We start from the raw sequence: 20237 nt of genomic DNA, 5'->3' as shown, positions 1-20237 counted from the left end.
GGACCAAGGACAGTACGTCCACGCCCTGGCACAGTCCAGCGTTTCTGTGTCAGCTCAGCGCAGAAGCGACTGCTACGGTGCCCCGCTCTCACGCCGCCAGGCCCAGCAGCTCCAGCAGGTCCGCCGTCACCACGCGGTAGGCGTTACCCAGCCGCAGCACCCGGCACGGGTACTCGCCCCGCTTCGCCAACGCGTAGCCCTTACTCCGCCCCAACCCGAGTGCCCGGTTTCCTGTCTCCAGGTCAACGGCAGCAGGGAGGGCCAGAAGGTCATCCCGGCTCATCCCCTTCGTCCCGCCAACGGGTCCGTTCTCACGCATACACACACTCCATCCATGACTGAGCCCTCGGCGAACGCGACCATCACGTCCGGCTCCAGGCGCACACCTACCAGAATGACCGAGCTAATGTGTCCTCATGACACAACGCAATGCCGATGCTGGATACGACGACGAGGACGACGTTCCCGAGTGGACCGACCACGTGATGGCCACCGTGGCCGCCGAAGTCCGCCGACGCAGAAAGGAGCTACGGATGAGCGCCCAGGACCTGGCCGACGCTTGCGCGGACCTCGGTCACCCGATCCCCCGCAACGTCATCGCCAACATGGAATCCGGCCGCCGCGCCACCCTGCCTCTGGTCGACGTCATGGTCCTGGCCCAGGCGCTGCACACGAACCCGATCTGCCTGATCTACCCGATCGGATACGTCGCCGAGATCCAGCGCCTCCCCTACGAGGATCGGATTGCCCCGTGGGAGGCCATGCGCTGGTTCACCGCTCAGGACAGCGGCTATCTGGCCGACCACGACATGCTCCGCTACCAGCGCGAACACATCGAGGCCCTCGGCGAGGCCCGCTCCGCGATGGCCAGCGAGCGATACGCGCGATACGCCGTCGAGACGGCGCGCAACGCCGCAGAGCGGGCCGAGGCCCTCCGCGATCAGGCCGCCTGCATCGAGCGAATCGACGCGGCCAAGCAGCGCCTCCGCGTAGCCCGCTCCTTCATCCGGCGCGACCGCGGACTCCTCCCCTACCTGCCACCAGAACTCGCCGAAATCGATCCGCCGGGATCCCAGCCCAACACCGCCGAGGAGGACAGCCTTTGAAGGGCTCCACCCACCGCCGCTGCTACTGCCGCGACCCGCACACCGGCAAACCGCTCGGCAAGAAATGCCCCAAGCTCTCCAACCGGAAGCACGGCTCGTACTCCATACGCCAGGAACTCACGCCCCGCGAAGACGGCACCCGCCACTCCTTCAGCCGCGCCGGCTACGAGACCCTGAAGGCCGCCCAGGCCGACCTCGACCACATACGCGCGCTCCTCGGGCTCGCCGATGCCGACGATCCCGAGGGGCTGGCACAGATCGCCGAACTGTTGGAGAAGGTGGCCGACGAGAAGGCCCCACTGCCCAACGTCGAAGAGACCCGGCGACGCCTCAGCCACGGCCTGGACCTGACCAGCCGCCTCACCGTCGGCGACTGGCTGGACATGTGGCTGGCCGGCAAGAAGGGGCGGCAGAGTGCCATCAGCCGCGATGAGGGCAACATCCGCCTCCACCTCAAACCGCGGATCGGGCACCTGCGGCTGGACCGTCTCCGCGTCAGCCACCTCTCGGAGATGTTCGAGGCAATCGCCGAGGCCAACGTCGAGATTGCCGAGGGAAATGCGGCCCGCCGCAAGGCAATTGAGGACCTTGCCCAGATCCCCTGGAAGGGGCGCGAACATCGCGCCCGCCGCAAGGTGCTGAAGGCCGCCATCGCTGAGATGGCCCCCTTCCGCCGCGTAGTCACTCCAGCCACGCGCCAGCGCATCCGCTCCACCCTGCGGGCCGCGCTGAACGCTGCGATCGCCCAGCAGTTGATCACCTTCAACCCGGCTACCCACGTCGAGTTGGAGGCGGGCAAGCGCCCCAAGGCGCTGGTGTGGACCGAAGAACGGATCCTCCACTGGAAGCGCACCGGCGAGAAGCCCTCGCCCGTGATGGTCTGGACACCACAGCACACCGGCCTCTTCCTCGACCACGTCGCGGAGGACCGCCTGTACGCACTGTGGCACCTGGTCGCCTTTCGCGGGCTGCGGCGAGGTGAGGCGTGCGGGCAGCGGTGGACCGACACACACCTCGACGACGGCCGCATCACCGTCGCCAAGCAACTCGTCGTGAACGGCTGGGAGGTGTACGAGGACGATCCCAAGACCGACGCCGGCGCCCGGACCATCGCGCTCGACTCGGACACGGTCCAAGCCCTCAAACGGCACCGCATCCATCAGGAGAAGGACCGCGAGGGGTGGGGCAGCGCCTGGGTGGAAACCGGACGCGTCTTCACCAAGGAGAACGGCGAGATGCTCCACCCCGCCAACGTCACCCGCCGCTTCATCGAGCTGTACGAGGAGATCGACCTCCCGCCGATCCGACTCCACGACCTGCGCCACGGAGCGGCGACCCTCGCCCACGCGGCCGGGGCCGACCTGAAGGACATCCAGGAGATGCTCGGCCACTCCTCGATCGCCATCACGGCGGACACGTACACGAGCCTGCTGCCGGAGACCGACCGGGCGATCGCCGAGGCCGCTGCCCGCCTCGTCCCTCGCGCACGCCGGACGGATCAGGCCGCCGGGACCGAGGCCGACCTCGAAGCGGACGAGAAATCCGGAGCCGAAGCCGTGGCGGACGGTGCCGATGAATCCGCACCCCAGCCGGGCTCTGTTCCCCCGTCCGCTCACGCACCGCGCACGCAAACGGCCCCGGACGAGGAGTCCGAGGCCGAATAGAGCGCCTCTCCGGGGAGAAACCCCAGGTCAGCGCGGCGTAACAAGAGCCCCCTGTCGGATTCGAACCGACGACCTTCGCTTTACAAGAGCGGTGCTCTGGCCAGCTGAGCTAAGGAGGCGTGCGTGAAGCAGTGTACCCAGGTGGGACGGGTGCCGTTCCCAAAATGGTGAGTGCAGGGCTACTGACACCGGGGGCGGCTGCGGGTAGCGTCACGGAGAGTCCATATCAGTGGACTACACCACTCCTTTTACTCGGATCGTCCGGCACGTTCCTGCCGGTGAAGGGACTTTCACCATGGCTACGGTCACGTATGACCAGGCAACCCGTATCTACCCGGGTTCCGACAAGCCCGCCGTCGACAAACTGGACATCGCCATCGAAGATGGCGAATTTCTTGTCCTGGTCGGCCCCTCTGGATGCGGCAAGTCCACCTCGCTGCGGATGCTCGCGGGGCTGGAGGACGTCGACGGAGGCGCCATCCGTATCGGGGACCGCGATGTCACCCACCTTCCGCCGAAGGACCGGGACATCGCCATGGTGTTCCAGAACTACGCGCTCTACCCGCACATGACGGTCGCCGACAACATGGGCTTCGCGCTCAAGATCGCCGGAGTGCCGAAGGCCGAGATCCGGCAGAAGGTCGAGGACGCGGCCAAGATCCTGGACCTCACGGAATACCTGGGGCGCAAGCCCAAGGCGCTGTCCGGCGGTCAGCGGCAGCGGGTCGCGATGGGGCGGGCGATCGTCCGGGAGCCGCAGGTGTTCCTCATGGACGAGCCGCTGTCCAACCTGGACGCCAAGCTCCGCGTCCAGACCCGTACGCAGATCGCGGGGCTGCAGCGTCGGCTCGGGATCACGACGGTGTACGTCACCCACGACCAGGTCGAGGCCATGACCATGGGCGACCGGGTGGCCGTGCTCAAGGACGGGCTGCTGCAGCAGATCGATTCGCCGCGGAACATGTACGACCGGCCGGCGAATCTCTTCGTGGCGGGGTTCATCGGGTCGCCGGCCATGAATCTGGTCGAGGTGCCGATCACGGACGGCGGTGTGAAGTTCGGCAACAGCGTCGTTCCCGTCAGCCGTGAGGCGCTGACCGCGGCCGCCGACAAGGGCGACACGACGGTGACCGTGGGTGTGCGCCCCGAGCACTTCGAGATCGTCGAGCAGAACGGCGCCGCCGCGAAGTCGCTCTCCAAGGAGGCCGCCGACGCGCCGGCCGGCCTGGCCGTCACGGTCAATGTCGTCGAGGAGCTGGGCGCCGACGGCTACGTGTACGGCACCGCGGAGGTCGGCGGCGAGGTCAAGGACCTCGTCGTACGGGTCAACGGCCGCCAGGTCCCGGACAAGGGCACCCGGCTGCACGTCGTACCGCGGCCGGGCGAGACGCATGTCTTCTCGACGTCGTCCGGGGAGCGCCTGACCGACTGATACGTGCCCCGGGCCGGCGCCGGCTCCGACCCGGCCGATACGGGATGAGTGATGTGTGAGAGCGGCGGCGGTAGCGGGTAGTACGCAGTACCCGCTACCGCCGCCGCTGCGTTGTGCCCCGCGGCATGGCGCCGCGACGTCATGATGCCAACTCGGCACCATGACGGCATGAAGGCATGACGCCAACTCGGCACCATAGGGGCATAACCGTGCTTTTCGTATCCGTGCGTCAACTTCGAAACCGCACCGGCGAGCCATTGCATCCCTCGATCAGGTGACCAAATGTCGCCAAATCATCACTCCTCGCTACCATCTCGACCGTGAACTCCGCAGCCCGCCGCATCGGCAGAACTCTCGCCCTCGTCCTCCCCGTCGTCCTCGTGCTCTCCGGAACCCTCGCGGTCACCCGGGTTCCGTGGGCATCGACGGCCACCGACTCCCAGGTGCTGACCGCATCGTCCGGAAGGGTCTCCACCAAGGCCGGCCCGCTCGCCCCCCAGGAGGCCCTGCGCAAGCGGCTCCTGGTCGAGCTCCAGGAGAAGGATCCGGGCGTCGCCCTGACCCACCTCCAGGAGGCGACCACCAAGCGGCCCTCGCTGGCCAAGCACTGCGTCTCCATCGCCCGTGACCTCGGCCGTGCCGCGGTCGCCAAGTACGGGGCCGCACACCGCGCTCAGGCCTTCTCCCGCCCGGTCTGCGACACCTCCTTCGCCACCGGCGTCGCCGCCGCCCAGTGACCCCTGCTCGCACCGCATAGGGTGCGATCCATGACAGGTGACCGGCATCCTCACCCCACGCAGGCCGTGGTCCTGGCCGGCGGCCAGGGCGCACGTCTCCGCCCGTACACCGACGACCGCCCCAAGCCGATGGTCGAGATTCCCGGCACCGGGACCCCGATCATCGGCCACCAGCTGAACTGGCTGGCCGAGGAGGGCGTCACGGACGCCGTCGTTTCCTGCGGGCACCTGGCCGGGGTACTCCAGGAGTGGCTGGACCGGGCCCAACTGCCGTTGCGCGTCACGACCGTTGTCGAGACCGAGCCGCTGGGCCGCGGCGGCGGCCTGAAGTACGCCGCCGGCTCCCTCCCCCGCCCGGACGAGCCCTGGTACGCCACCAACGGCGACATCTGGACCCGCTTCCCGCTCCGGGAGATGGCCGCCTTCCATCACGAGCGCGATGCCGAGGCCACCCTCGCGCTGGCCCGTCCCCGTATCCCCTGGGGTGCCGTGGAGACCGACGCGTTCGGACACGTCCTGGACTTCATCGAGTCGCCGCCCTCGCCGTATCTCATCAACGCCGGCGTCTATGTCTTCTCCGCCGCGTTCAGGGGGCTCCTGCCCGACCGCGGCGACCATGAGCGCACCACCTTCCCGCGCCTCGCCCGCGAACGCCGGCTCGCCGGTTTCCCGCTCCCTCAGGGCGCCTACTGGCGTGCCATCGACACGGCCAAGGACCTCAGCGAGGCCGCCAAGGAACTGAGCGCGCACGGAGGTTGAGGAAGAGGGGCGACCAGCCCCCACCAGCCCCAGGGCGCCGGCTCCCTCCCCAGGCCCCTCAGGCCCCCTCAGGCCCCCGCAGGCACGCAGCCCCGGCAGGCACGTTCCCTCCCCTGCCGCCCGCCGCGCTCTCCGCACCCGCCCCGCTCTCCACCCGCCCCACACGCACCTGTCCCCGACCGCTCCCCTCCCCGTCACGGCCGGTGGATCCGAACCGTACGGAAAGCGGGACGATCGGGGACGGGTACAGGAACGGGCAACAGGCGCAAAGACCCCCGTCAGCCCAGAAGCCCGCCGAGGCTCCCTCCCCCGGAGTCGCCGCCGGAGCCGCTGGAACCGGTGCTTCCGGTGCCGGTGGTGCCGCCGCCGGTGCCGCCCGCCGAGGTCGGCACATGGGTCGGTACCGGCTCGCGGGTCGGCACGGTCTGCTGGGGTGCGCTGGTGGTCGCTCCCGGCTGCTGGGAGAGGCCGCTGCCGCTGCCCGCCGACCGTCCCGTGCCGGAGGTCGACGCGGACGGGGTGCCGGGCTTACGGGCCTTGTGCGAGGCGTTTGCCGAGGGGGTGCCGGGGCGCGGTGCGGCGCTGCCCTTGTGGCGCTGGCCGGGCCGGGCGGTGTGCTTGTCCGGGCGGGGCAGCGGGGAGCCGGGGAGGTTGTTGATGGCGGGCTCGCCGGGCCGCGGGACGGTCGCGACCGTCGCGGAGCGTACGGCGCCGCCGAGCAGCGAGCCGATCAGCAGGGTCAGTCCGGCCACCACCGCCGTCATCACCGCGCCGCGGCGCAGCACCCGGCGCCGCAGGTCGGCCACCTCGACGCGGGGGCCGAGACGCCGCCAGGCCTCGCCGGCCAGCCGCCCGTCCATGGAGTAGACGGGCGCACCCGCGATGATCAGCGGGCTCCAGGCGGCGAGGTAGATGATGTCGGGGGCGTCGTAGGCGGGGAGGGTGCGCCAGCTGACGGTCATCAGCAGCACCGCGGAGAGCAGCGCGCCGATGGACGCGGCGACCCGCTGCCACAGTCCGCAGATCGTCAGGACGCCGACGACGACCTGGAGGAAGGCGACGGTCAGACCGGCGCCGACGGGGTGCGAGACGGCGAAGTCGCGCAGCGGCACGGCCAGCGCCCAGGGGTCGAGCGACAGCAGCCACTTGACCATCGAGCCCCGCTCACCGCCGTCGAAGTAGACGGGGTCGCAGAGCTTGCCCATGCCGGCGTAGACAGAGATCAGGCCGAGGAAGATGCGCAGCGGCAGCAGGACGACGCCGAGGTTCATCCGGCGGCCCGGGTAGTACGCGTGCCGCACGCTGTCGGTGCCGCGCCGCTTGGCGCCGGGGTCGTAGCCGTCCGGTGCCTGGAACGGGTCGTCGTCGTACCCGTCGTCGGTGGGGCCGCGGTCGCCGTAGGGGCTGCGGTAGGGGTGGTCCTGGTAGGTGTCGCCGTACGCGCTGCCGACGGGGCGTACGCCGCGCAGCAGCGGGGTGCGGTCGGAGTCGGCGGGGCCGCGCTGGCCGATCACGGTCGTGGCGGGGGCGGCGTCGCCGAGGCGGACCCGGGGCAGGACCTGGGTCGTGCCGACGTCCTCGCCCTGGCCGCCGTCGAGGCCGACGCCCGCGTCGCGCACCGCGTGCAGGAGTTGGGTGGTGGCGCCGGCCGTGCCGCCCGGTTCGGTGCGGCCGCTCCACACCACGGGCGCCCGGCGTCTGGCGCCGGCGGCCGGGCCGCGGAGGGCGGGGATGTGCGCGGCGTCGGCCAGGGCGCCGCGCGCCGCGGGCGCGGCGAGCTGTACGCGGAAGCTGGCGTGGTTGACGATGACCTGCGCGGGATCGCACGGCACCTTGACCGAGCTCAGGCCCGGCTCGTCATCGAAGCCCGGCGAGCGTCCCCCCGTAGGTGTGCGGGGTGTTCTGGTGTCCACGCTCATCTAACCGAGTGACCCCCGGTTAAGACACTGCCTTGACCGGGTCGATCTGTCCGAGACCCGTCAAAGGATCAGGGGAGACGGCGCAGACGCCCTGCGGGACACGGGAGGCGGCACGGAGGGTCAGGTCGTGCCCCGGGGTGTGGCACAGGTACGCACCGGCCCCGGGGCACCCGGGGACTCAGCCGCGGCGGCGCGCCGCTTCCCACAGGACGACACCGGCCGCGACACCGGCGTTCAGCGACTCCGCGCCGCCCGGCATCGGGATCCGCACCCGTACGTCACAGGTCTCGCCGACCAGCCGCGACAGGCCCTTGCCCTCGCTGCCGACCACGATGACGACCGGGCCGTCCAGCGCCTCGACGTCCTGCAGCTCCAGCTCGCCGTCCGCGGCCAGCCCGACGACCGTCAGACCGGCCTTCTGGTACGACTCCAGGGTCCGGGTCAGGTTGGTGGCGCGCGCGACCGGCGTACGGGCCGCGGTGCCCGCCGAGGTCTTCCACGCGCCGGCCGTCATCCCGGCCGCCCGGCGCTCCGGCACGACCACGCCATGGCCGCCGAAGGCACACACGGAGCGCACCACGGCGCCGAGGTTGCGCGGGTCGGTGACGCCGTCGAGCGCGACGATCAGCGGGTCGTCACCGTCGTCGAAGGCGGCCGCGGCCAGGTCCTCGGGGTGGGCGTAGTCGTACGGCGGGACCTGCAGGACCATGCCCTGGTGGTTGAGGCCGTTGGTCATCCGGTCCAGCTCGGGGCGCGGCGCCTCCATCAGGTTGATGTCGCCGCGCTCCGAGGCGAGCTGGAGTGCGGCGCGCACCCGCTCGTCGGTGTCGATGAACTGCTGGACGTAGAGGGTGGTCGCGGGCACGCCGTCGCGCAGCGCCTCGAAGACCGGGTTACGGCCGACGACCAGCTCGGCGGTGCCCTTGGCACCACCGCGGCGCGGAGCCGGGCGGCGCGATGCGGCCTGCTTCGCCTGGGCGTTGGCGACGCGGTTCTTGACGTGTCCCTTGCGCGCGGAGGCGGGCGGGGTCGGGCCCTTGCCCTCCAGGCCCCGGCGCCGCTTGCCGCCGCTGCCGACCTGCGCGCCCTTCTTGTTGGACGTGCGGCGGTTCCTGCGCTGGCTGTTGCCGGCCATGGGTCACCTGTTTCTTCACTGCTCTCGACGTCTCGCGACGTGGAGTGGGTACGTACGTATGGATTGAGTGTCGCCCGCGGCCACCGTGCGAGGCGAATCCGGGTGGCCGGCGGGGTGCGGGACCGGGGTCAGGACAGCGACCAGCGCGGGCCCGAGGGGGTGTCCTCGATGGCGAGTCCGGACTGCTGGAGCTGGTCGCGGATGGCGTCGGCGGTGGCGTAGTCCTTGCGGGAGCGGGCGGCCTGGCGCTGTTCGAGGACGAGGCGGACCAGGGAGTCCACGACGCCGTGGAGGTCTTCTCCGTGGTCGGTGCCGCCGCCGGACCAGCGCTCGTCGAGCGGGTCCAGACCGAGCACCCCGAGCATCGCCCGCAGCTCGGCCAGCCGGGCCACCGCGGCTTCCTTGTCGTCGGCGGTCAGTGCGGAATTGCCCTGGCGGACGGTGGTGTGCACGATCGCCAGCGCCTGCGGGACGCCCAGGTCGTCGTCCATCGCCTCGGCGAAGGCCGGCGGGACCTCGGCCGCGGGCTCGACGACCCCGGCCTTCTCGACGACCCGCTGGATGAACCCTTCGATACGGGCGAACGCCGCCTCGGCCTCGCGCAGCGCGTCCTCGCTGTACTCGATCATCGAGCGGTAGTGCGGGGTGCCCAGGTAGTAGCGCAGCACGATCGGGCGCCAGCGCTTGATCATCTCCGAGACCAGCAGGGAGTTGCCCAGCGACTTGGACATCTTCTCGCCGCTCATGGTCACCCACGCGTTGTGGGTCCAGTACGCGGCGAAGTCGTCGCCGAAGGCCTTGGCCTGGGCGATCTCGTTCTCGTGGTGCGGGAAGATCAGGTCGATGCCGCCGCCGTGGATGTCGAAGGCGGTGCCCAGGTACTTGTGGGCCATCGCCGAGCACTCCAGGTGCCAGCCGGGCCGGCCGCGGCCCCACGGGGTCTCCCAGCTGGGCTCGCCCTCCTTCGCCGCCTTCCACATGGCGAAGTCGCGCGGGTCCCGCTTGCCGGTCTCCCCCTCGCCGGACGGCTGGAGGAGGTTGTCCAACTCCTGGTTGGACAGCCGGAGATAGTCCGGGAAGGACCTGACGTCGAAGTAGACGTTGCCGTCGGCGGCGTAGGCGTGACCGCGCTCGATCAGGCCGCGCATCATCTCGATCATCTCGGGGATGTGGCCGGTGGCACGCGGCTCGTAGGTCGGGCGCAGGCAGCCGAGAGCGTCGTACGCCGTATTGAAGGCGACCTCGTTCTCATAGCCCACGGACCACCACGGGCGGCCCTGTTCGGCCGACTTGTTGATGATCTTGTCGTCGATGTCCGTGACATTGCGCACGAACGTCACGTCGTAGCCGCGGTGCTCGAACCAGCGGCGCATGATGTCGAAGTTCAGTCCCGACCTGATGTGCCCGATGTGCGGGGCGGCCTGCACGGTCGCACCACACAGGTAGATCGAGACACAGCCCGGCGTGAGCGGGGTGAAATCGCGAATCTGCCGGGCGCTGGTGTCGTACAGGCGAATCGTCACGGAACCAGGGTAGTCGGAACGAGGCAGTGCCCCGCGACCCATTGGGCCACAGGGTGACGTATCCGTCATCGGCGTCCGGTTCGCCGGACGTGTCGCCGCCTCCGGCGCGGGCGGCGAGCCCGTCAGATACTGCCGACCACCTTACGCGGCGTGATCCGGACGACCACCCGCTCGGCGTCCTTGCCCGCCTCCGGGTTGAACTCGGCGTACGGCTTGCCGGTGTACTTCCGCGACAGCTCGTCGATCAGTTCCTGCCCGCCCTCGGTGGTGAGGGAGGCGGCGCCGCGGACCTCGGCGTAGGTGTACGGGGCGTCGAAGGGCTGGACGACGACCGTGACCCGCGGATCGCGGCGGAGGTTGGCCTCCTTGCGCCGGCCGACGGTCGTCGAGATCAGCAGGTCGCCGCCGTCCCGCTTCACCCAGACCGGGGAGACCTGGGGGCTGCCGTCGGGCTGGATGGTCGCCACGGTCACGAAGACCGGAGTGTCGAGGAGCTGCTTGAGGTCGTCGGACAGGGTGGCAGTCACGAGCGGTCCTTCCTGCGGGCCTTCCGGGGACACGGATACTCCGATCCTCCCCTCAACACCCGTGCGGCGCCCGGCATTCCCACGCCATACGGGGGATGCCGGGCGCCGCACGCAGGCGCCGCACACGCAAGGGCGGACGCGCCCGCCGGTGACGCGCCCGCCGGTTCAGGCCGTACGGAAGACGATCGCCGTGGCGATCGCGGCCAGGCCCTCGGCGCGGCCGGTCAGCCCCAGCCCGTCCGAGGTCGTGCCGGAGACCGCGACCGGCGCGCCGACGGCCGCCGACAGCGCCTTCTGGGCCTCTTCCCGCCGCTTGCCGACCTTCGGGCGGACGCCGATGACCTGCACCGCGACATTGCCGATGGTGAAGCCCTCGGCCCGGACGATCCGGGCGGCCTCGGCGAGCAGCGTCACCCCGGAGGCCCCGGACCATTCGGGGCGGCCGGTGCCGAAGTGCGCCCCCAGATCGCCGACGCCGGCCGCCGAGAACAGCGCGTCGCAGGCGGCGTGTGCGGCGACATCGCCGTCACTGTGCCCGGCCAGGCCGTAGCCGCCGCTCTCCTTCTCGTCCCAGAGCAGTCCGGCGCACCACAGCTCGCGGCCCTGCTCGAAGGCGTGCACATCCGTGCCGATGCCGACGAGGGGGACGGCTACGGGCGCGCCGCCGGCCGCGGCGGCCCCGGCGGACTCGGGTCCGGTCTGCTCAGACATAGCCATCGGTGGCCCTCCTGCGGGCGAGTACGGCCTCGGCCAGGACCAGGTCCAGCGGCCGGGTCACCTTGAACGCTTCCTCGTGCCCCGGGACGACCACGACCGGCGACCCGAGCCGTTCGACCAGCCCGGCGTCATCGGTGGCGCCCTCGCCCTCGACGACGGTGTCATGGGCCTTGCGCAGGGTCGCCAGGTCGAAGCCCTGCGGGGTCTGCACGGCGCGCAGCAGGGCCCGCTCCGGGGTGCCGACCACCGGCTCCGGGGCGCCCTGCGGCTGCGGGTCGACCTGCTTGACGGTGTCGGCGAGCGGCAGCGCCGGGACGACGGCGGGCGCACCGTCGCGTACGGCGGCGATCACCGCGTCGACGGTCTCGACCGGGACCAGCGGGCGCGCGGCGTCATGCACCAGCACGACGTCGATGGTGTCCGGAAGCGCGGCCAGCCCGAGCTGGACGGACTCCTGGCGGGTTCCGCCGCCGGGAACCACCTGGAGGTCGGTGCGCTCGGCGAGCGGGTGCTCGTGGAGCAGGTGGCTGACCTCGGCGGCTCCGTCGGGCGGGGCGACCACCACGATGAGCGAGACGGCACGTGAGGCGGCCATCGCACGGACGGCGTGCACCAGCATGGGGGTGCCGCCCAGCGCGCGCAGCGCCTTGGGGGTGCCGGGACCGAGCCGGACACCACGGCCGGCGGCGGGGATCACCACGGCGGTGCGGATCGGACGGGAGGAATCTGGCATCGATGGCTCCGGAGTCCGGGGCGAGCCCGGAATTGACGCAGACAGGTTTGTTTCCTCGGGAGAGGTGGGTATGGCCCTGGGGGTAGCCCCGGCCGGAGGCTGGGGACGTGCCGGGCGCGACGCCTTGACCGGCCCCTTCCGTGACACCGGTCGAGGCAACTGCCCGGGCCCGGCACACACCGCAGGGCCAGCAGTTGCCGGTCCCCGCAGGTCACAACCTCATATGTCAAGGTCACACAGCTCATGACCCGGTTCATGAGGCTCATGACACAGCAGCTCGTGACCGATACAGCAGCAGATATGCCGCAGCGCCCGGCAACAGGCCGCCTCACTGGGAAACGGTCGTCACTCGGGCACCGCGGCATTGCTACGTCGTCGCTGCGCCGGATCTCGCCGACGCATACGTCGTCAGGACGCGAGTACCTCGTCGAGCAGGGCCTCGGCCTTGTCCTCGTTGGTGTTCTCCGCGAGGGCGAGCTCGCTCACCAGAATCTGGCGCGCCTTCGCGAGCATCCTCTTCTCACCGGCGGACAGTCCGCGCTCTCGCTCACGCCGCCACAGGTCACGCACCACTTCGGCGACCTTGATGACGTCACCGGAGGCGAGCTTCTCGAGGTTTGCCTTGTAGCGACGGGACCAGTTCGTCGGCTCCTCGGCATACGGTGCGCGAAGCACCTCGAAGACCCGGTCCAGCCCGTCCTGGCCAACCACGTCGCGTACGCCGACGAACTCCGCATTGTCCGCTGGAACACGAACAGTCAAGTCGCCCTGGGCGACCTTCAGCACCAAGTAGGTCTTGTCCACGCCTTTGATCTGGCGAGTTTCGATGGCCTCGATCAGCGCGGCCCCGTGATGGGGATAGACCACGGTGTCGCCAACCTTGAACGTCATGTGACAGGTACCCCTTCCGTGGCTATCCATGCTAACACGGGAACGGACCGTTCTGAATGGCGTTTTCGCAGGTCAGGGCATATCTCGGGGCTTGACAACCACGACCGGAACGTGCTGCAAAGGGTCCCGGAAGGCGGGTATTCGCAGGTCGGAGGGGCTGCACGGGTGAGCGGAAACCCGCCCGTCACATACCGGGAGCGCGGAGATCGACAGGCGGAATGTCCCGCTTCGTGTAGATCCAGATGAGCGAGTTCCGCTACTCCGTTCGGCTGCTCCCGGTCCTTCGCGGACGATTCCTGAATTGATCACGATCCGGCATCCCGAAGAGGGTGATCAATTCCGCGAGGCCTTCACATTCCCTGCGAATACTGCTTTTCCCCGGCGAGAAACGCACGGGCCTCCACCCGAACGGCCGCTTGCCGAATATCCCTTCCCCGTTCCGGAGGGCGATCCCGGTTCTTGAGAACGATCTCGGGGGATCTCGGCGGGTGATCGCAGTGGGTGATCACAGTGGGTGATCGCAGTGGGTGTTCACAGTCGCAGTCCGGGGTGCGGCCGGGCGTGTTGTCCGGCGGGTTCTCCCGGCCGCTGCCCGGCGGAGCTTGCACCACCGCCTCTTGATCCACCGTCAGGTTTCCGTGGCGGCATCCGCTTCGGGGGCCGGAAAACCGGGCCCGGACGGCGGTGGCGGGCCGTCGAGCGCGCTGGGGGCGGGTCGGGTGCGGCGGCGCGAGGACGGCTCGGTAACCTAGCGGCGCTGACACACCCTTAGGGCGGCTTAACGCACCCGTCGTCATGACGCGTACGCAGGGCCGCCCCAGCCGCCCATCCGCGACCGGGCACGAACGTTCGGCCGCCGTAGCTCGTCAAGGAGATGCCGCCGCCGTGAGCCGCAGCCTTCGACGCGGCGTCCTCGCCGCCACCGTCCTTTCGCTCTCGATCGCCACGCTGTCCGCCTGCGGGGCCGGGAACGAAGCCCAGACGCTGCAGGTCAAGCCGGACAACGCCGCGACCTCCGTCGACGGCATCAAGATCCAGAACATCAACGTGATCACCCAGCCCGATGTGAACGCCAAGGGCCCGGCCGTGGTGGCCGCGACGGTGTTCAACAACGGCGACAAGGACCAGAAGCTGACCGGGATCTCGGTCGACGGCACCGGCCAGTCGGCCAAGCTCTCGCCGGCCGGCGGCGGCTCGGGCCCGATCACCGTGCCGGCCGGGGGCTCCGTGGTGATCGGCGGCAAGGACAACGCCTCGGCCGTCCTGGCCAGCGGCCGCGACGCCGTCAAGGACGGGAACGTGCAGCCCCTGACCTTCACCTTCACCTCGCTCGGCAAGGTGAAGGCCAGCTCCTACGTCGTCCCCGCGAAGAACTTCTTCGAGGGCTACGGTCCCTCGCAGCTGCCGCAGCCGTCCGGCTCGGCTTCTCCGTCCGGCTCCGCCAAGCCGTCGCAGTCGGGCAAGCCGTCCGGTGCGGCCTCCCCGTCCGGCTCCCCCTCGTCGTCGGCGCACAGCGGTCACTGAGACCGCCCGCGCGACGCGTCACACAACGCCTCAGGGGCGCCCGTCCGATCCGGAGGGGCGCCCCTGAGGCGTACTCGGGCAGAGCGCGCGGGCGCGGCGGCCGGTGAGCGCCCGCTGCGCGCCCGGCCGCTGCTCTGTGCGGCTCATGCTCGTACGGCTCGTGCGCTGTGCGGCTCGTGCTCGTACGGCCCGGAGTTTTACGGCTCGAACTTGTAGCCCAGGCCGCGGACCGTGACGAGGTAGCGTGGCGCGCCCGGGTCGGGTTCGATCTTGGCGCGCAGTCGCTTGACGTGTACGTCCAGGGTCTTGGTGTCGCCCACGTAGTCGGCGCCCCAGACCCGGTCGATGAGCTGCATCCGGGTCAGCACGCGCCCGGCGTTGCGCAGCAGCATCTCCAGGAGGTCGAACTCCTTCAGAGGCAGGTCGACCTTGCCGCCGGAGACCGTGACGACATGGCGGTCCACGTCCATCCGGACCGGGCCGGCCTCCAGGGCCTGCGGGGTGACCTCCTCCGGCTCGCCGCGGCGGCGCATCACCGCGCGGATGCGGGCGACCAGTTCGCGGGAGGAGAAGGGCTTGGTGACGTAGTCGTCGGCCCCTATCTCCAGACCGACGACCTTGTCGATCTCGCTGTCCTTGGCGGTCACCATGATGACCGGCACATTGGAGCGGCCACGCAGCTGGCGGCAGACCTCGGTGCCGGGCAGGCCCGGCAGCATCAGGTCGAGGAGGACGAGGTCGGCGCCGTTGCGCTCGAACTCGTCGAGTCCGTCGGGGCCCGTAGCCGCGATGGCGACCTCGAAACCCTCCTTGCGGAGCATGTACGACAGTGCGTCGCTGAACGATTCCTCGTCCTCGACGACAAGCACTCGGGTCACGGAAGGACCTCCGGGGCTGGATGAGCAGGGAGCGGATCGTTGAAGGTCTCGTACGGGCGGTCCTCGTCGTCGAGGCCCTCCGCGGAGGGGTCGGCGGGCCGTTCGCGGTCGCGCACGGCTCCGGCTTCCGGGAGACGCAGGGTGAAGGTGGAGCCCTGTCCCTCAGCGCTCCACACCGTGACCTCCCCGCCGTGCGAGGCGGCCACATGCTTGACGATGGCGAGGCCGAGGCCGGTCCCGCCGGTGGCGCGCGAGCGCGCCGGGTCGACACGGTAGAACCGCTCGAAGACGCGGTCACGGTCCTTTTCGGATATCCCGATGCCCTGGTCGGTCACCGCGATCTCGATCAGGTCGCCGCCGGGCGCGGAGACCCGGCGCCCGGCGATCCCGACGCGGGTGCGCGCCGGGGAGTAGTTGACGGCGTTCTCGACGAGATTGCCCAGGGCCGCGGCGAGCTGGCCGCGGTTTCCCCATACGTGCAGTTCCGCGGCGCCGCCGACGGCCATCGTGATCTGCTTCGCGCCGGCCTGCTGGCGGCAGCGGTCCATCGCCTCGGCGACCAGCTCGTCCACCCGGACCGGCTCGGCGTCCTCCAGCGGGTTGTCGTTCTGCACCCGCGAGAGGTCGATGAGCTCCTGGACGAGGTTGGTCAGGCGGGTCGCCTCGTTCTGCATCCGGCCTGCGAAGCGCTCGACGGCCTCGGGGTCGTCGCTGGCGTCCATCACGGCCTCGGAGAGCAGCGACAGGGCGCCGACCGGGGTCTTGAGCTCATGGCTGACGTTGGCCACGAAGTCGCGGCGGACCGCCTCTATCCGGCGGGCCTCCGTGAGGTCCTCGACCAGCAGCAGGACGAGCCGGGAGCCGAGCGGGGCGACTCTGGCGGAGACCGCGAGCGCTTCGCCGCGGCCGGTGCCGCGGCGCGGCAGATCCAGCTCGACCTGGCGTATCTCGCCGTCCCTGCGGGTGTCGCGGGCCATCGCCATCATCGGCTCGACGGCGAGCTTGCCGCCCCGGACCAGCCCGAGGGCGTAGGCGGCGGAGCTGGCCTTGACGACGGCGTCGGCCTCGTCGAGGACCACGGCCGAGGAGCGGAGCACCGACAGGACGGTGTCGACCCCGGGTGGCAGCACGGCTTCGGTGTGCAGGGAGGTACGGGTGGGTTTGGCCTGGTCGCGCTCGCTCCAGCGGAACGCCAGCATGGCGAAGACACCGGTACAGAGCCCGGCGATCGCAGCCACTGCGGCGACGGCCGCGTCCACGTTCATGACTCCAGGTTATGCGCCGGGTCGGACACTTCCCCAGCCTTGCGGGGCTCTGCTCGAACAGCCGTCGCCCAGAGTTCACCCTGCGGTCCGCGCTGGTTCACTCCGGAGGCCGGTGCGAGGCGGGCGGCTGCCCGGCGGATGTCCCTAGGGGGACCGGCGCGAGCGCCCTGCCGCTCCGGCGCTCGGCCAGGTGAACCGCGCCCTGGCCCCCGGGGCCGTGGATGCGTCGCCCAGAGTTCACCTTCACGTCGGCGCCGGTTCACCCCCGGTGGCACCGCAGGTCGCGCGGTGCCCGCAGGGTGACGGTGCGGGTGCCACCGGGGGTGAACCGGCACGCGGCCGGACACCCTGAGCGACCGCGGGGCCACGGCCCTCCGGAGCACCGGCACCGCGGCGGGGGCCGGCACCGTGGAGCACCGCCCCGCCGGGCACGGGCCGCGCGGGCACCGACCGTGAGAGCGTGGGCACAGGTCACCCTGCACCCCGTTCCACCTCCCACCACGCCACACCACCACATCGATGCGAGAGAAGGTCACAGATGCGGGACGCGTACCACGAGGAGCTGGATTCGATCGGCGAGGGCCTGGTCGAGATGGCCCGGCTCGTCGGCTCCGCGATCGGGCGCGCCACCACGGCGATACTCGACGCGGACCTCAAGCTGGCCGAGAACGTCATCGCCGCCGACGAGAAGGTCGACGACCTCCAGCGCGATCTGGAGGCCCGCGCGATCGCCCTGCTGGCGCGGCAGCAGCCGGTCGCCACCGACCTGCGGATCGTCGTCACCTCGCTGCGGATGAGCGCCGACCTGGAGCGCTCCGGCGACCTGGCCCAGCACGTGGCCAAGCTGGCCCGGCTGCGCTTCCCGCAGTCAGCCGTGCCGCAGGATCTGCACGCCACCATCCTGGAGATGGGGCAGCTGGCGCAGCGCCTGATGGCCAAGGCCGCCGAGGTCATCATCACCAAGGACGTCGACCTCGCGCTGCAGCTGGAGCAGGACGACGACGCGATGGACATGCTGCACCGCACCCTCTTCCAGCACCTGATGGACGACCGCTGGAAGCACGGCATCGAGACGGCCGTGGACGTGACGCTGCTGGGCCGCTACTACGAGCGCTTCGCGGACCACGCGGTCTCCGTCGCCAAGCGGGTCGTCTACCTCGTGACCGGCGAGCACGCCGACGAGATCGCCCCGCCGACGACGGTGGAAGGCGCGTAATCGCGGAGGCGGGAGGTGTTACCGCGGCGGCGGGAGGCGTGGCCGCGGCGAGGGTGCGAGGCGTGGCCCCGGCTACTCCTGCGGCTGTCGTGCAGCTGATCACGGCAGCGCGAGGAGGGCACGGGTCCGGCCCGTGAGCCGTCGTGCGCCGTTGACGTGTGCCCCCACGCGCCGTTGACGCGCCTCGGCACCCGGGCTTGCAATGGGCACCAGGTGACCCCTAGGAGGCAATGCATGGCACCCATGGCGGACTCCCCCAACCCCGCGCTCCAGGACGCCCCGACAGCCGTCGGGCGTCCACTGCTCCCGCTGCTCGGCGCCTGCGGCTGTGGCTCCGGCTGCAGCTGCGGCTGTCAGTCGGGCGGCCCGTGCCAGTGCGGCGGCGGCTGCTAGCCACCCTGCACGGCATGGCGCCACTGCGACACAGCGCCATCGCGGCCCCGGCTGGATGCTCTTCCGGCCGGGGCCGTTGCTGACCGGTCGGTCCCTCAGCGGCCGGTCAGGAACTTGGCCGTCCCGTGGCCGGTCAGGAACTTGGCCGTCCCGTGGCCGGTCAGGAACTTGGCCGTCCCGTGGCCGGTCAGGAACTTGGCCGTCCCGTGGCCGGTCAGGAACTTGGCCGTCCCGTGGCCGGGCAGCGGTGGGTCAGAGGGAGACCGACAGCGGATGGATCTCGTCGGCCTTGTGGCCGGCCCGCTCGTGAATGCGCTGCACGGCCCCCGCAGACGGCGCGTCCGACAGACAGAAGACATCGCCGGACTCGGTGTCGGCCCAGGCGTGCTCGAAGGTCACGCCTTCCTCGCTCTGAATGGCGAGATCGGCCTGGTGCGCCGCCTTGATGTCCTCGGGGCCGAGACCCTTCATACCGTGATGAACGTCCATGAATTTGGGCATCGGGCTCATCCTTCCGGTCGCGGACGATCAATACCCCCGGCGCTCCCCGCGCCCCTCCCTCCATGCTGCATCCGGACGCCGCGGTCCTCGCCCCGGCCTCAGCGGCTCACCTCCCGTGGCGCGACCGCGCCCGGCCCAGCTCGGCCCGGCCCGGCCCGGCCAGAGGGGACTCGTACGGCCGGACTTCCCTGCCCCGGCCGTTGGGCGAAAGCACTCATCGGGCCCCATCGCCGGCCCGTAAGCTTCCGATGCGCCGGGCAACTCGGCCCGCGAGGCGGGGCCGAAGCCCTCCCCGCCGGGTGGGCCCTCCCGTCAGGACGGTTCCTCTCCCCAGGGTGGGGCCCGGCGCCCTGCTTCGAGCGCCATCCACATCTACGGGCCGCCTCCCGACACGATCGCGGAGATCCACATGCCTCTCGAAGGACCGCGCTACCTCCTCGTCCAGGCCCGCTCCGAGCCCTCCCCCCTGTACGAGCCGTACGAGCGCGGCACGTACGAGGACATCGAGTCCTTTACCGGCAACGTCCCGCTGGACGCCCCCTCCCTGGACCTGCCGGAAGACCTGACTCACGCGCTGCGCTCATGGTCACTCTCCCGTCCACCGGCCGGTTTCCCCTCCCGCCCGGCCCTGCACAAGCACGTCAAGCAGGGCTTGGTGGCGGCTCGGCGACTGGCCTCGCACCTCGGGCCGTCGTGGGCCGTGCGCTACTGGGACGAGCGCCACCGGGCGTCGAAATGGGTGTGCTGGGGCTGCGAACGCCTGCACTGGGAGCGCGACAGCCACGGCACGCCTCCGCACCCGCTGGACCTCATCGTCGAGGGCGAGTTCCAATACGGCCCGCTGCGCTCCGAAGGATTCGGGGACTTCTTCCCCGATGACCCGACCGCCGCCCTGAACCTGTCCGACAGCCTCGTCACCGCCCTGTACGGCTGGGCGGACGAAATCAACACCACCCTGAACCTCGACATCCGCGACCGGGTGGAGGGCAAGTACGACGACACCTGGCAGCGCCTGTTCCACGAGGGCGGAAGCCTGTCCAGACAGCTCGCCCACGAACTCGGCCCCAGCCGGACGGTGGCCTACAAGGGCCTGGCGAACGGCGGCCTCGCCGCGATGACGTATGTGGCGTGGCGGGGGGACCGGGAATTGCCGGCGTGAGACGGGGCGTGGCGAGCGGGTGACGGGGAGCGGTCATGGGAGAACCACCGCTCGCCGGCGCATGCCGAACAGCTCGTGCGCGATTTCGTTCAGGAGTTGACCACGCCCATGCACCGCGCCCGACCCGGCGACCGCCGGCCGGCACCGTCCTTGCCCGG

Annotated in this window: 19 protein-coding genes and 1 tRNA gene; 8 read left to right on the top strand and 12 right to left on the bottom strand. The window is 70.8% G+C overall.

The window, feature by feature from the left end; translation table 11 throughout:
- Positions 1 to 88: 88 nt before the first annotated feature.
- Positions 89 to 319 (bottom strand): hypothetical protein, encoded by a 231-nt coding sequence (locus CFW40_RS20920; protein ID WP_088799328.1) that lies wholly within the window; start codon positions 317 to 319, stop codon positions 89 to 91.
- Positions 320 to 416: 97 nt separating this feature from the next.
- Here CFW40_RS20920 and CFW40_RS20915 point away from each other — a divergent pair, with 97 nt between their 5' ends.
- Both CFW40_RS20915 and xerC read left to right on the top strand, forming a co-directional pair.
- Positions 417 to 1106 (top strand): transcriptional regulator, encoded by a 690-nt coding sequence (locus tag CFW40_RS20915; RefSeq protein WP_088799327.1) that lies wholly within the window; start codon positions 417 to 419, stop codon positions 1104 to 1106.
- Complete coding sequence (gene xerC / locus CFW40_RS20910) at positions 1103 to 2770, top strand: tyrosine recombinase XerC (protein WP_088799326.1); 1668 nt, start codon at positions 1103 to 1105, stop codon at positions 2768 to 2770. The genes CFW40_RS20915 and xerC overlap by 4 nt, the downstream gene beginning before the upstream one ends.
- 45 nt (positions 2771 to 2815) lie before the next feature.
- Here xerC and CFW40_RS20905 read toward each other — a convergent pair.
- Positions 2816 to 2889 (bottom strand) — tRNA-Thr (locus tag CFW40_RS20905).
- Between the two features lie 176 nt (positions 2890 to 3065).
- Here CFW40_RS20905 and CFW40_RS20900 point away from each other — a divergent pair.
- The 3 genes from CFW40_RS20900 (at position 3066) to CFW40_RS20890 (ending at position 5698) form a co-directional block, all read left to right on the top strand.
- Complete coding sequence (locus tag CFW40_RS20900) at positions 3066 to 4202, top strand: ABC transporter ATP-binding protein (RefSeq protein ID WP_088799325.1); 1137 nt, start codon at positions 3066 to 3068, stop codon at positions 4200 to 4202.
- Positions 4203 to 4522: 320 nt separating this feature from the next.
- A complete protein-coding gene (locus CFW40_RS20895) occupies positions 4523 to 4939 on the top strand; it encodes a hypothetical protein (protein ID WP_088799324.1) in 417 nt (138 codons plus the stop codon).
- Between the two features lie 30 nt (positions 4940 to 4969).
- A complete protein-coding gene (locus tag CFW40_RS20890; protein WP_088799323.1) occupies positions 4970 to 5698 on the top strand; it encodes a nucleotidyltransferase family protein in 729 nt (242 codons plus the stop codon).
- A 278-nt stretch (positions 5699 to 5976) separates the two neighbouring features.
- On the opposite strand, the gene CFW40_RS20885 is transcribed toward CFW40_RS20890, so the two are convergent.
- The 7 genes from CFW40_RS20885 to CFW40_RS20855 all read right to left on the bottom strand — a co-directional run bounded on the left by CFW40_RS20885 (position 5977) and on the right by CFW40_RS20855 (position 13143).
- Entirely contained in the window at positions 5977 to 7617 is a 1641-nt protein-coding gene (locus CFW40_RS20885) for a DoxX family protein (RefSeq protein WP_088799322.1), read from the bottom strand.
- 178 nt (positions 7618 to 7795) lie between these two features.
- Positions 7796 to 8752, bottom strand: coding sequence for a 23S rRNA (guanosine(2251)-2'-O)-methyltransferase RlmB (gene rlmB / locus CFW40_RS20880; protein WP_088799321.1), 957 nt, complete (start codon positions 8750 to 8752; stop codon positions 7796 to 7798).
- Positions 8753 to 8880: 128 nt separating this feature from the next.
- Positions 8881 to 10275, bottom strand: coding sequence for a cysteine--tRNA ligase (cysS, locus tag CFW40_RS20875; protein WP_088799320.1), 1395 nt, complete (start codon positions 10273 to 10275; stop codon positions 8881 to 8883).
- Between the two features lie 122 nt (positions 10276 to 10397).
- Complete coding sequence (locus CFW40_RS20870; protein WP_088799319.1) at positions 10398 to 10802, bottom strand: PPOX class F420-dependent oxidoreductase; 405 nt, start codon at positions 10800 to 10802, stop codon at positions 10398 to 10400.
- Between the two features lie 165 nt (positions 10803 to 10967).
- Positions 10968 to 11513: a 2-C-methyl-D-erythritol 2,4-cyclodiphosphate synthase gene (gene ispF, locus CFW40_RS20865; RefSeq protein ID WP_256331759.1), complete on the bottom strand. Its 546-nt coding sequence runs from the start codon at positions 11511 to 11513 to the stop codon at positions 10968 to 10970.
- Complete coding sequence (gene ispD, locus CFW40_RS20860; protein WP_088799318.1) at positions 11506 to 12252, bottom strand: 2-C-methyl-D-erythritol 4-phosphate cytidylyltransferase; 747 nt, start codon at positions 12250 to 12252, stop codon at positions 11506 to 11508. The genes ispF and ispD overlap by 8 nt, the downstream gene beginning before the upstream one ends.
- 408 nt (positions 12253 to 12660) lie before the next feature.
- Positions 12661 to 13143: a CarD family transcriptional regulator gene (locus CFW40_RS20855; protein WP_003953493.1), complete on the bottom strand. Its 483-nt coding sequence runs from the start codon at positions 13141 to 13143 to the stop codon at positions 12661 to 12663.
- Positions 13144 to 14028: 885 nt separating this feature from the next.
- Between CFW40_RS20855 and CFW40_RS20845 the strand changes: the two genes are divergently transcribed.
- A complete protein-coding gene (locus CFW40_RS20845; RefSeq protein WP_088799316.1) occupies positions 14029 to 14667 on the top strand; it encodes a DUF461 domain-containing protein in 639 nt (212 codons plus the stop codon).
- Positions 14668 to 14864: 197 nt separating this feature from the next.
- Here CFW40_RS20845 and CFW40_RS20840 read toward each other — a convergent pair whose 3' ends face one another.
- Positions 14865 to 15545, bottom strand: a complete 681-nt coding sequence (locus tag CFW40_RS20840) for a response regulator transcription factor (RefSeq protein WP_086721180.1) — start codon at positions 15543 to 15545, stop codon at positions 14865 to 14867.
- A complete protein-coding gene (locus tag CFW40_RS20835) occupies positions 15542 to 16810 on the bottom strand; it encodes a cell wall metabolism sensor histidine kinase WalK (protein WP_088799315.1) in 1269 nt (422 codons plus the stop codon). Before CFW40_RS20835 ends, CFW40_RS20840 begins: the two co-directional genes overlap by 4 nt.
- Before the next feature lie 538 nt (positions 16811 to 17348).
- Here CFW40_RS20835 and phoU point away from each other — a divergent pair.
- Positions 17349 to 18026, top strand: a complete 678-nt coding sequence (gene phoU / locus CFW40_RS20830; protein ID WP_088799314.1) for a phosphate signaling complex protein PhoU — start codon at positions 17349 to 17351, stop codon at positions 18024 to 18026.
- A 645-nt stretch (positions 18027 to 18671) separates the two neighbouring features.
- On the opposite strand, the gene CFW40_RS20825 is transcribed toward phoU, so the two are convergent.
- On the bottom strand, positions 18672 to 18920 hold the full coding sequence (locus tag CFW40_RS20825; RefSeq protein WP_088799313.1) for an SCO4226 family nickel-binding protein: 249 nt from the start codon (positions 18918 to 18920) through the stop codon (positions 18672 to 18674).
- A 409-nt stretch (positions 18921 to 19329) separates the two neighbouring features.
- Between CFW40_RS20825 and CFW40_RS20820 the strand changes: the two genes are divergently transcribed.
- Positions 19330 to 20079, top strand: coding sequence for a hypothetical protein (locus tag CFW40_RS20820; RefSeq protein WP_088799312.1), 750 nt, complete (start codon positions 19330 to 19332; stop codon positions 20077 to 20079).
- Positions 20080 to 20237 lie beyond the last annotated feature (158 nt).

The sequence above is a fragment of the Streptomyces sp. 2114.4 genome, from assembly GCF_900187385.1.
GTDB classification, from domain to species: Bacteria; Actinomycetota; Actinomycetes; order Streptomycetales; family Streptomycetaceae; genus Streptomyces; species Streptomyces mooreae.
Note: the sequence above shows the minus strand (reverse complement) of the source record. Positions and strands in the feature narration are given on the sequence as shown.

Bases quoted from the DNA above. Each gene is read 5' to 3' on its own strand.
- CFW40_RS20890 (WP_088799323.1), top strand. From the start codon at position 4,970: ATGACAGGTGACCGGCATCCTCACCCCACGCAGGCCGTGGTCCTGGCC.
- CFW40_RS20885 (WP_088799322.1), bottom strand. From the start codon at position 7,617: ATGAGCGTGGACACCAGAACACCCCGCACACCTACGGGGGGACGCTCG.
- ispD (WP_088799318.1), bottom strand. From the start codon at position 12,252: ATGCCAGATTCCTCCCGTCCGATCCGCACCGCCGTGGTGATCCCCGCC.
- CFW40_RS20820 (WP_088799312.1), top strand. From the start codon at position 19,330: ATGCCTCTCGAAGGACCGCGCTACCTCCTCGTCCAGGCCCGCTCCGAG.
- CFW40_RS20825 (WP_088799313.1), bottom strand. From the start codon at position 18,920: ATGCCCAAATTCATGGACGTTCATCACGGTATGAAGGGTCTCGGCCCC.
- CFW40_RS20915 (WP_088799327.1), top strand. From the start codon at position 417: ATGACACAACGCAATGCCGATGCTGGATACGACGACGAGGACGACGTT.
- CFW40_RS20855 (WP_003953493.1), bottom strand. From the start codon at position 13,143: ATGACGTTCAAGGTTGGCGACACCGTGGTCTATCCCCATCACGGGGCC.
- CFW40_RS20835 (WP_088799315.1), bottom strand. From the start codon at position 16,810: ATGAACGTGGACGCGGCCGTCGCCGCAGTGGCTGCGATCGCCGGGCTC.
- ispF (WP_256331759.1), bottom strand. From the start codon at position 11,513: ATGTCTGAGCAGACCGGACCCGAGTCCGCCGGGGCCGCCGCGGCCGGC.
- phoU (WP_088799314.1), top strand. From the start codon at position 17,349: ATGCGGGACGCGTACCACGAGGAGCTGGATTCGATCGGCGAGGGCCTG.
- CFW40_RS20900 (WP_088799325.1), top strand. From the start codon at position 3,066: ATGGCTACGGTCACGTATGACCAGGCAACCCGTATCTACCCGGGTTCC.
- CFW40_RS20920 (WP_088799328.1), bottom strand. From the start codon at position 319: ATGCGTGAGAACGGACCCGTTGGCGGGACGAAGGGGATGAGCCGGGAT.
- rlmB (WP_088799321.1), bottom strand. From the start codon at position 8,752: ATGGCCGGCAACAGCCAGCGCAGGAACCGCCGCACGTCCAACAAGAAG.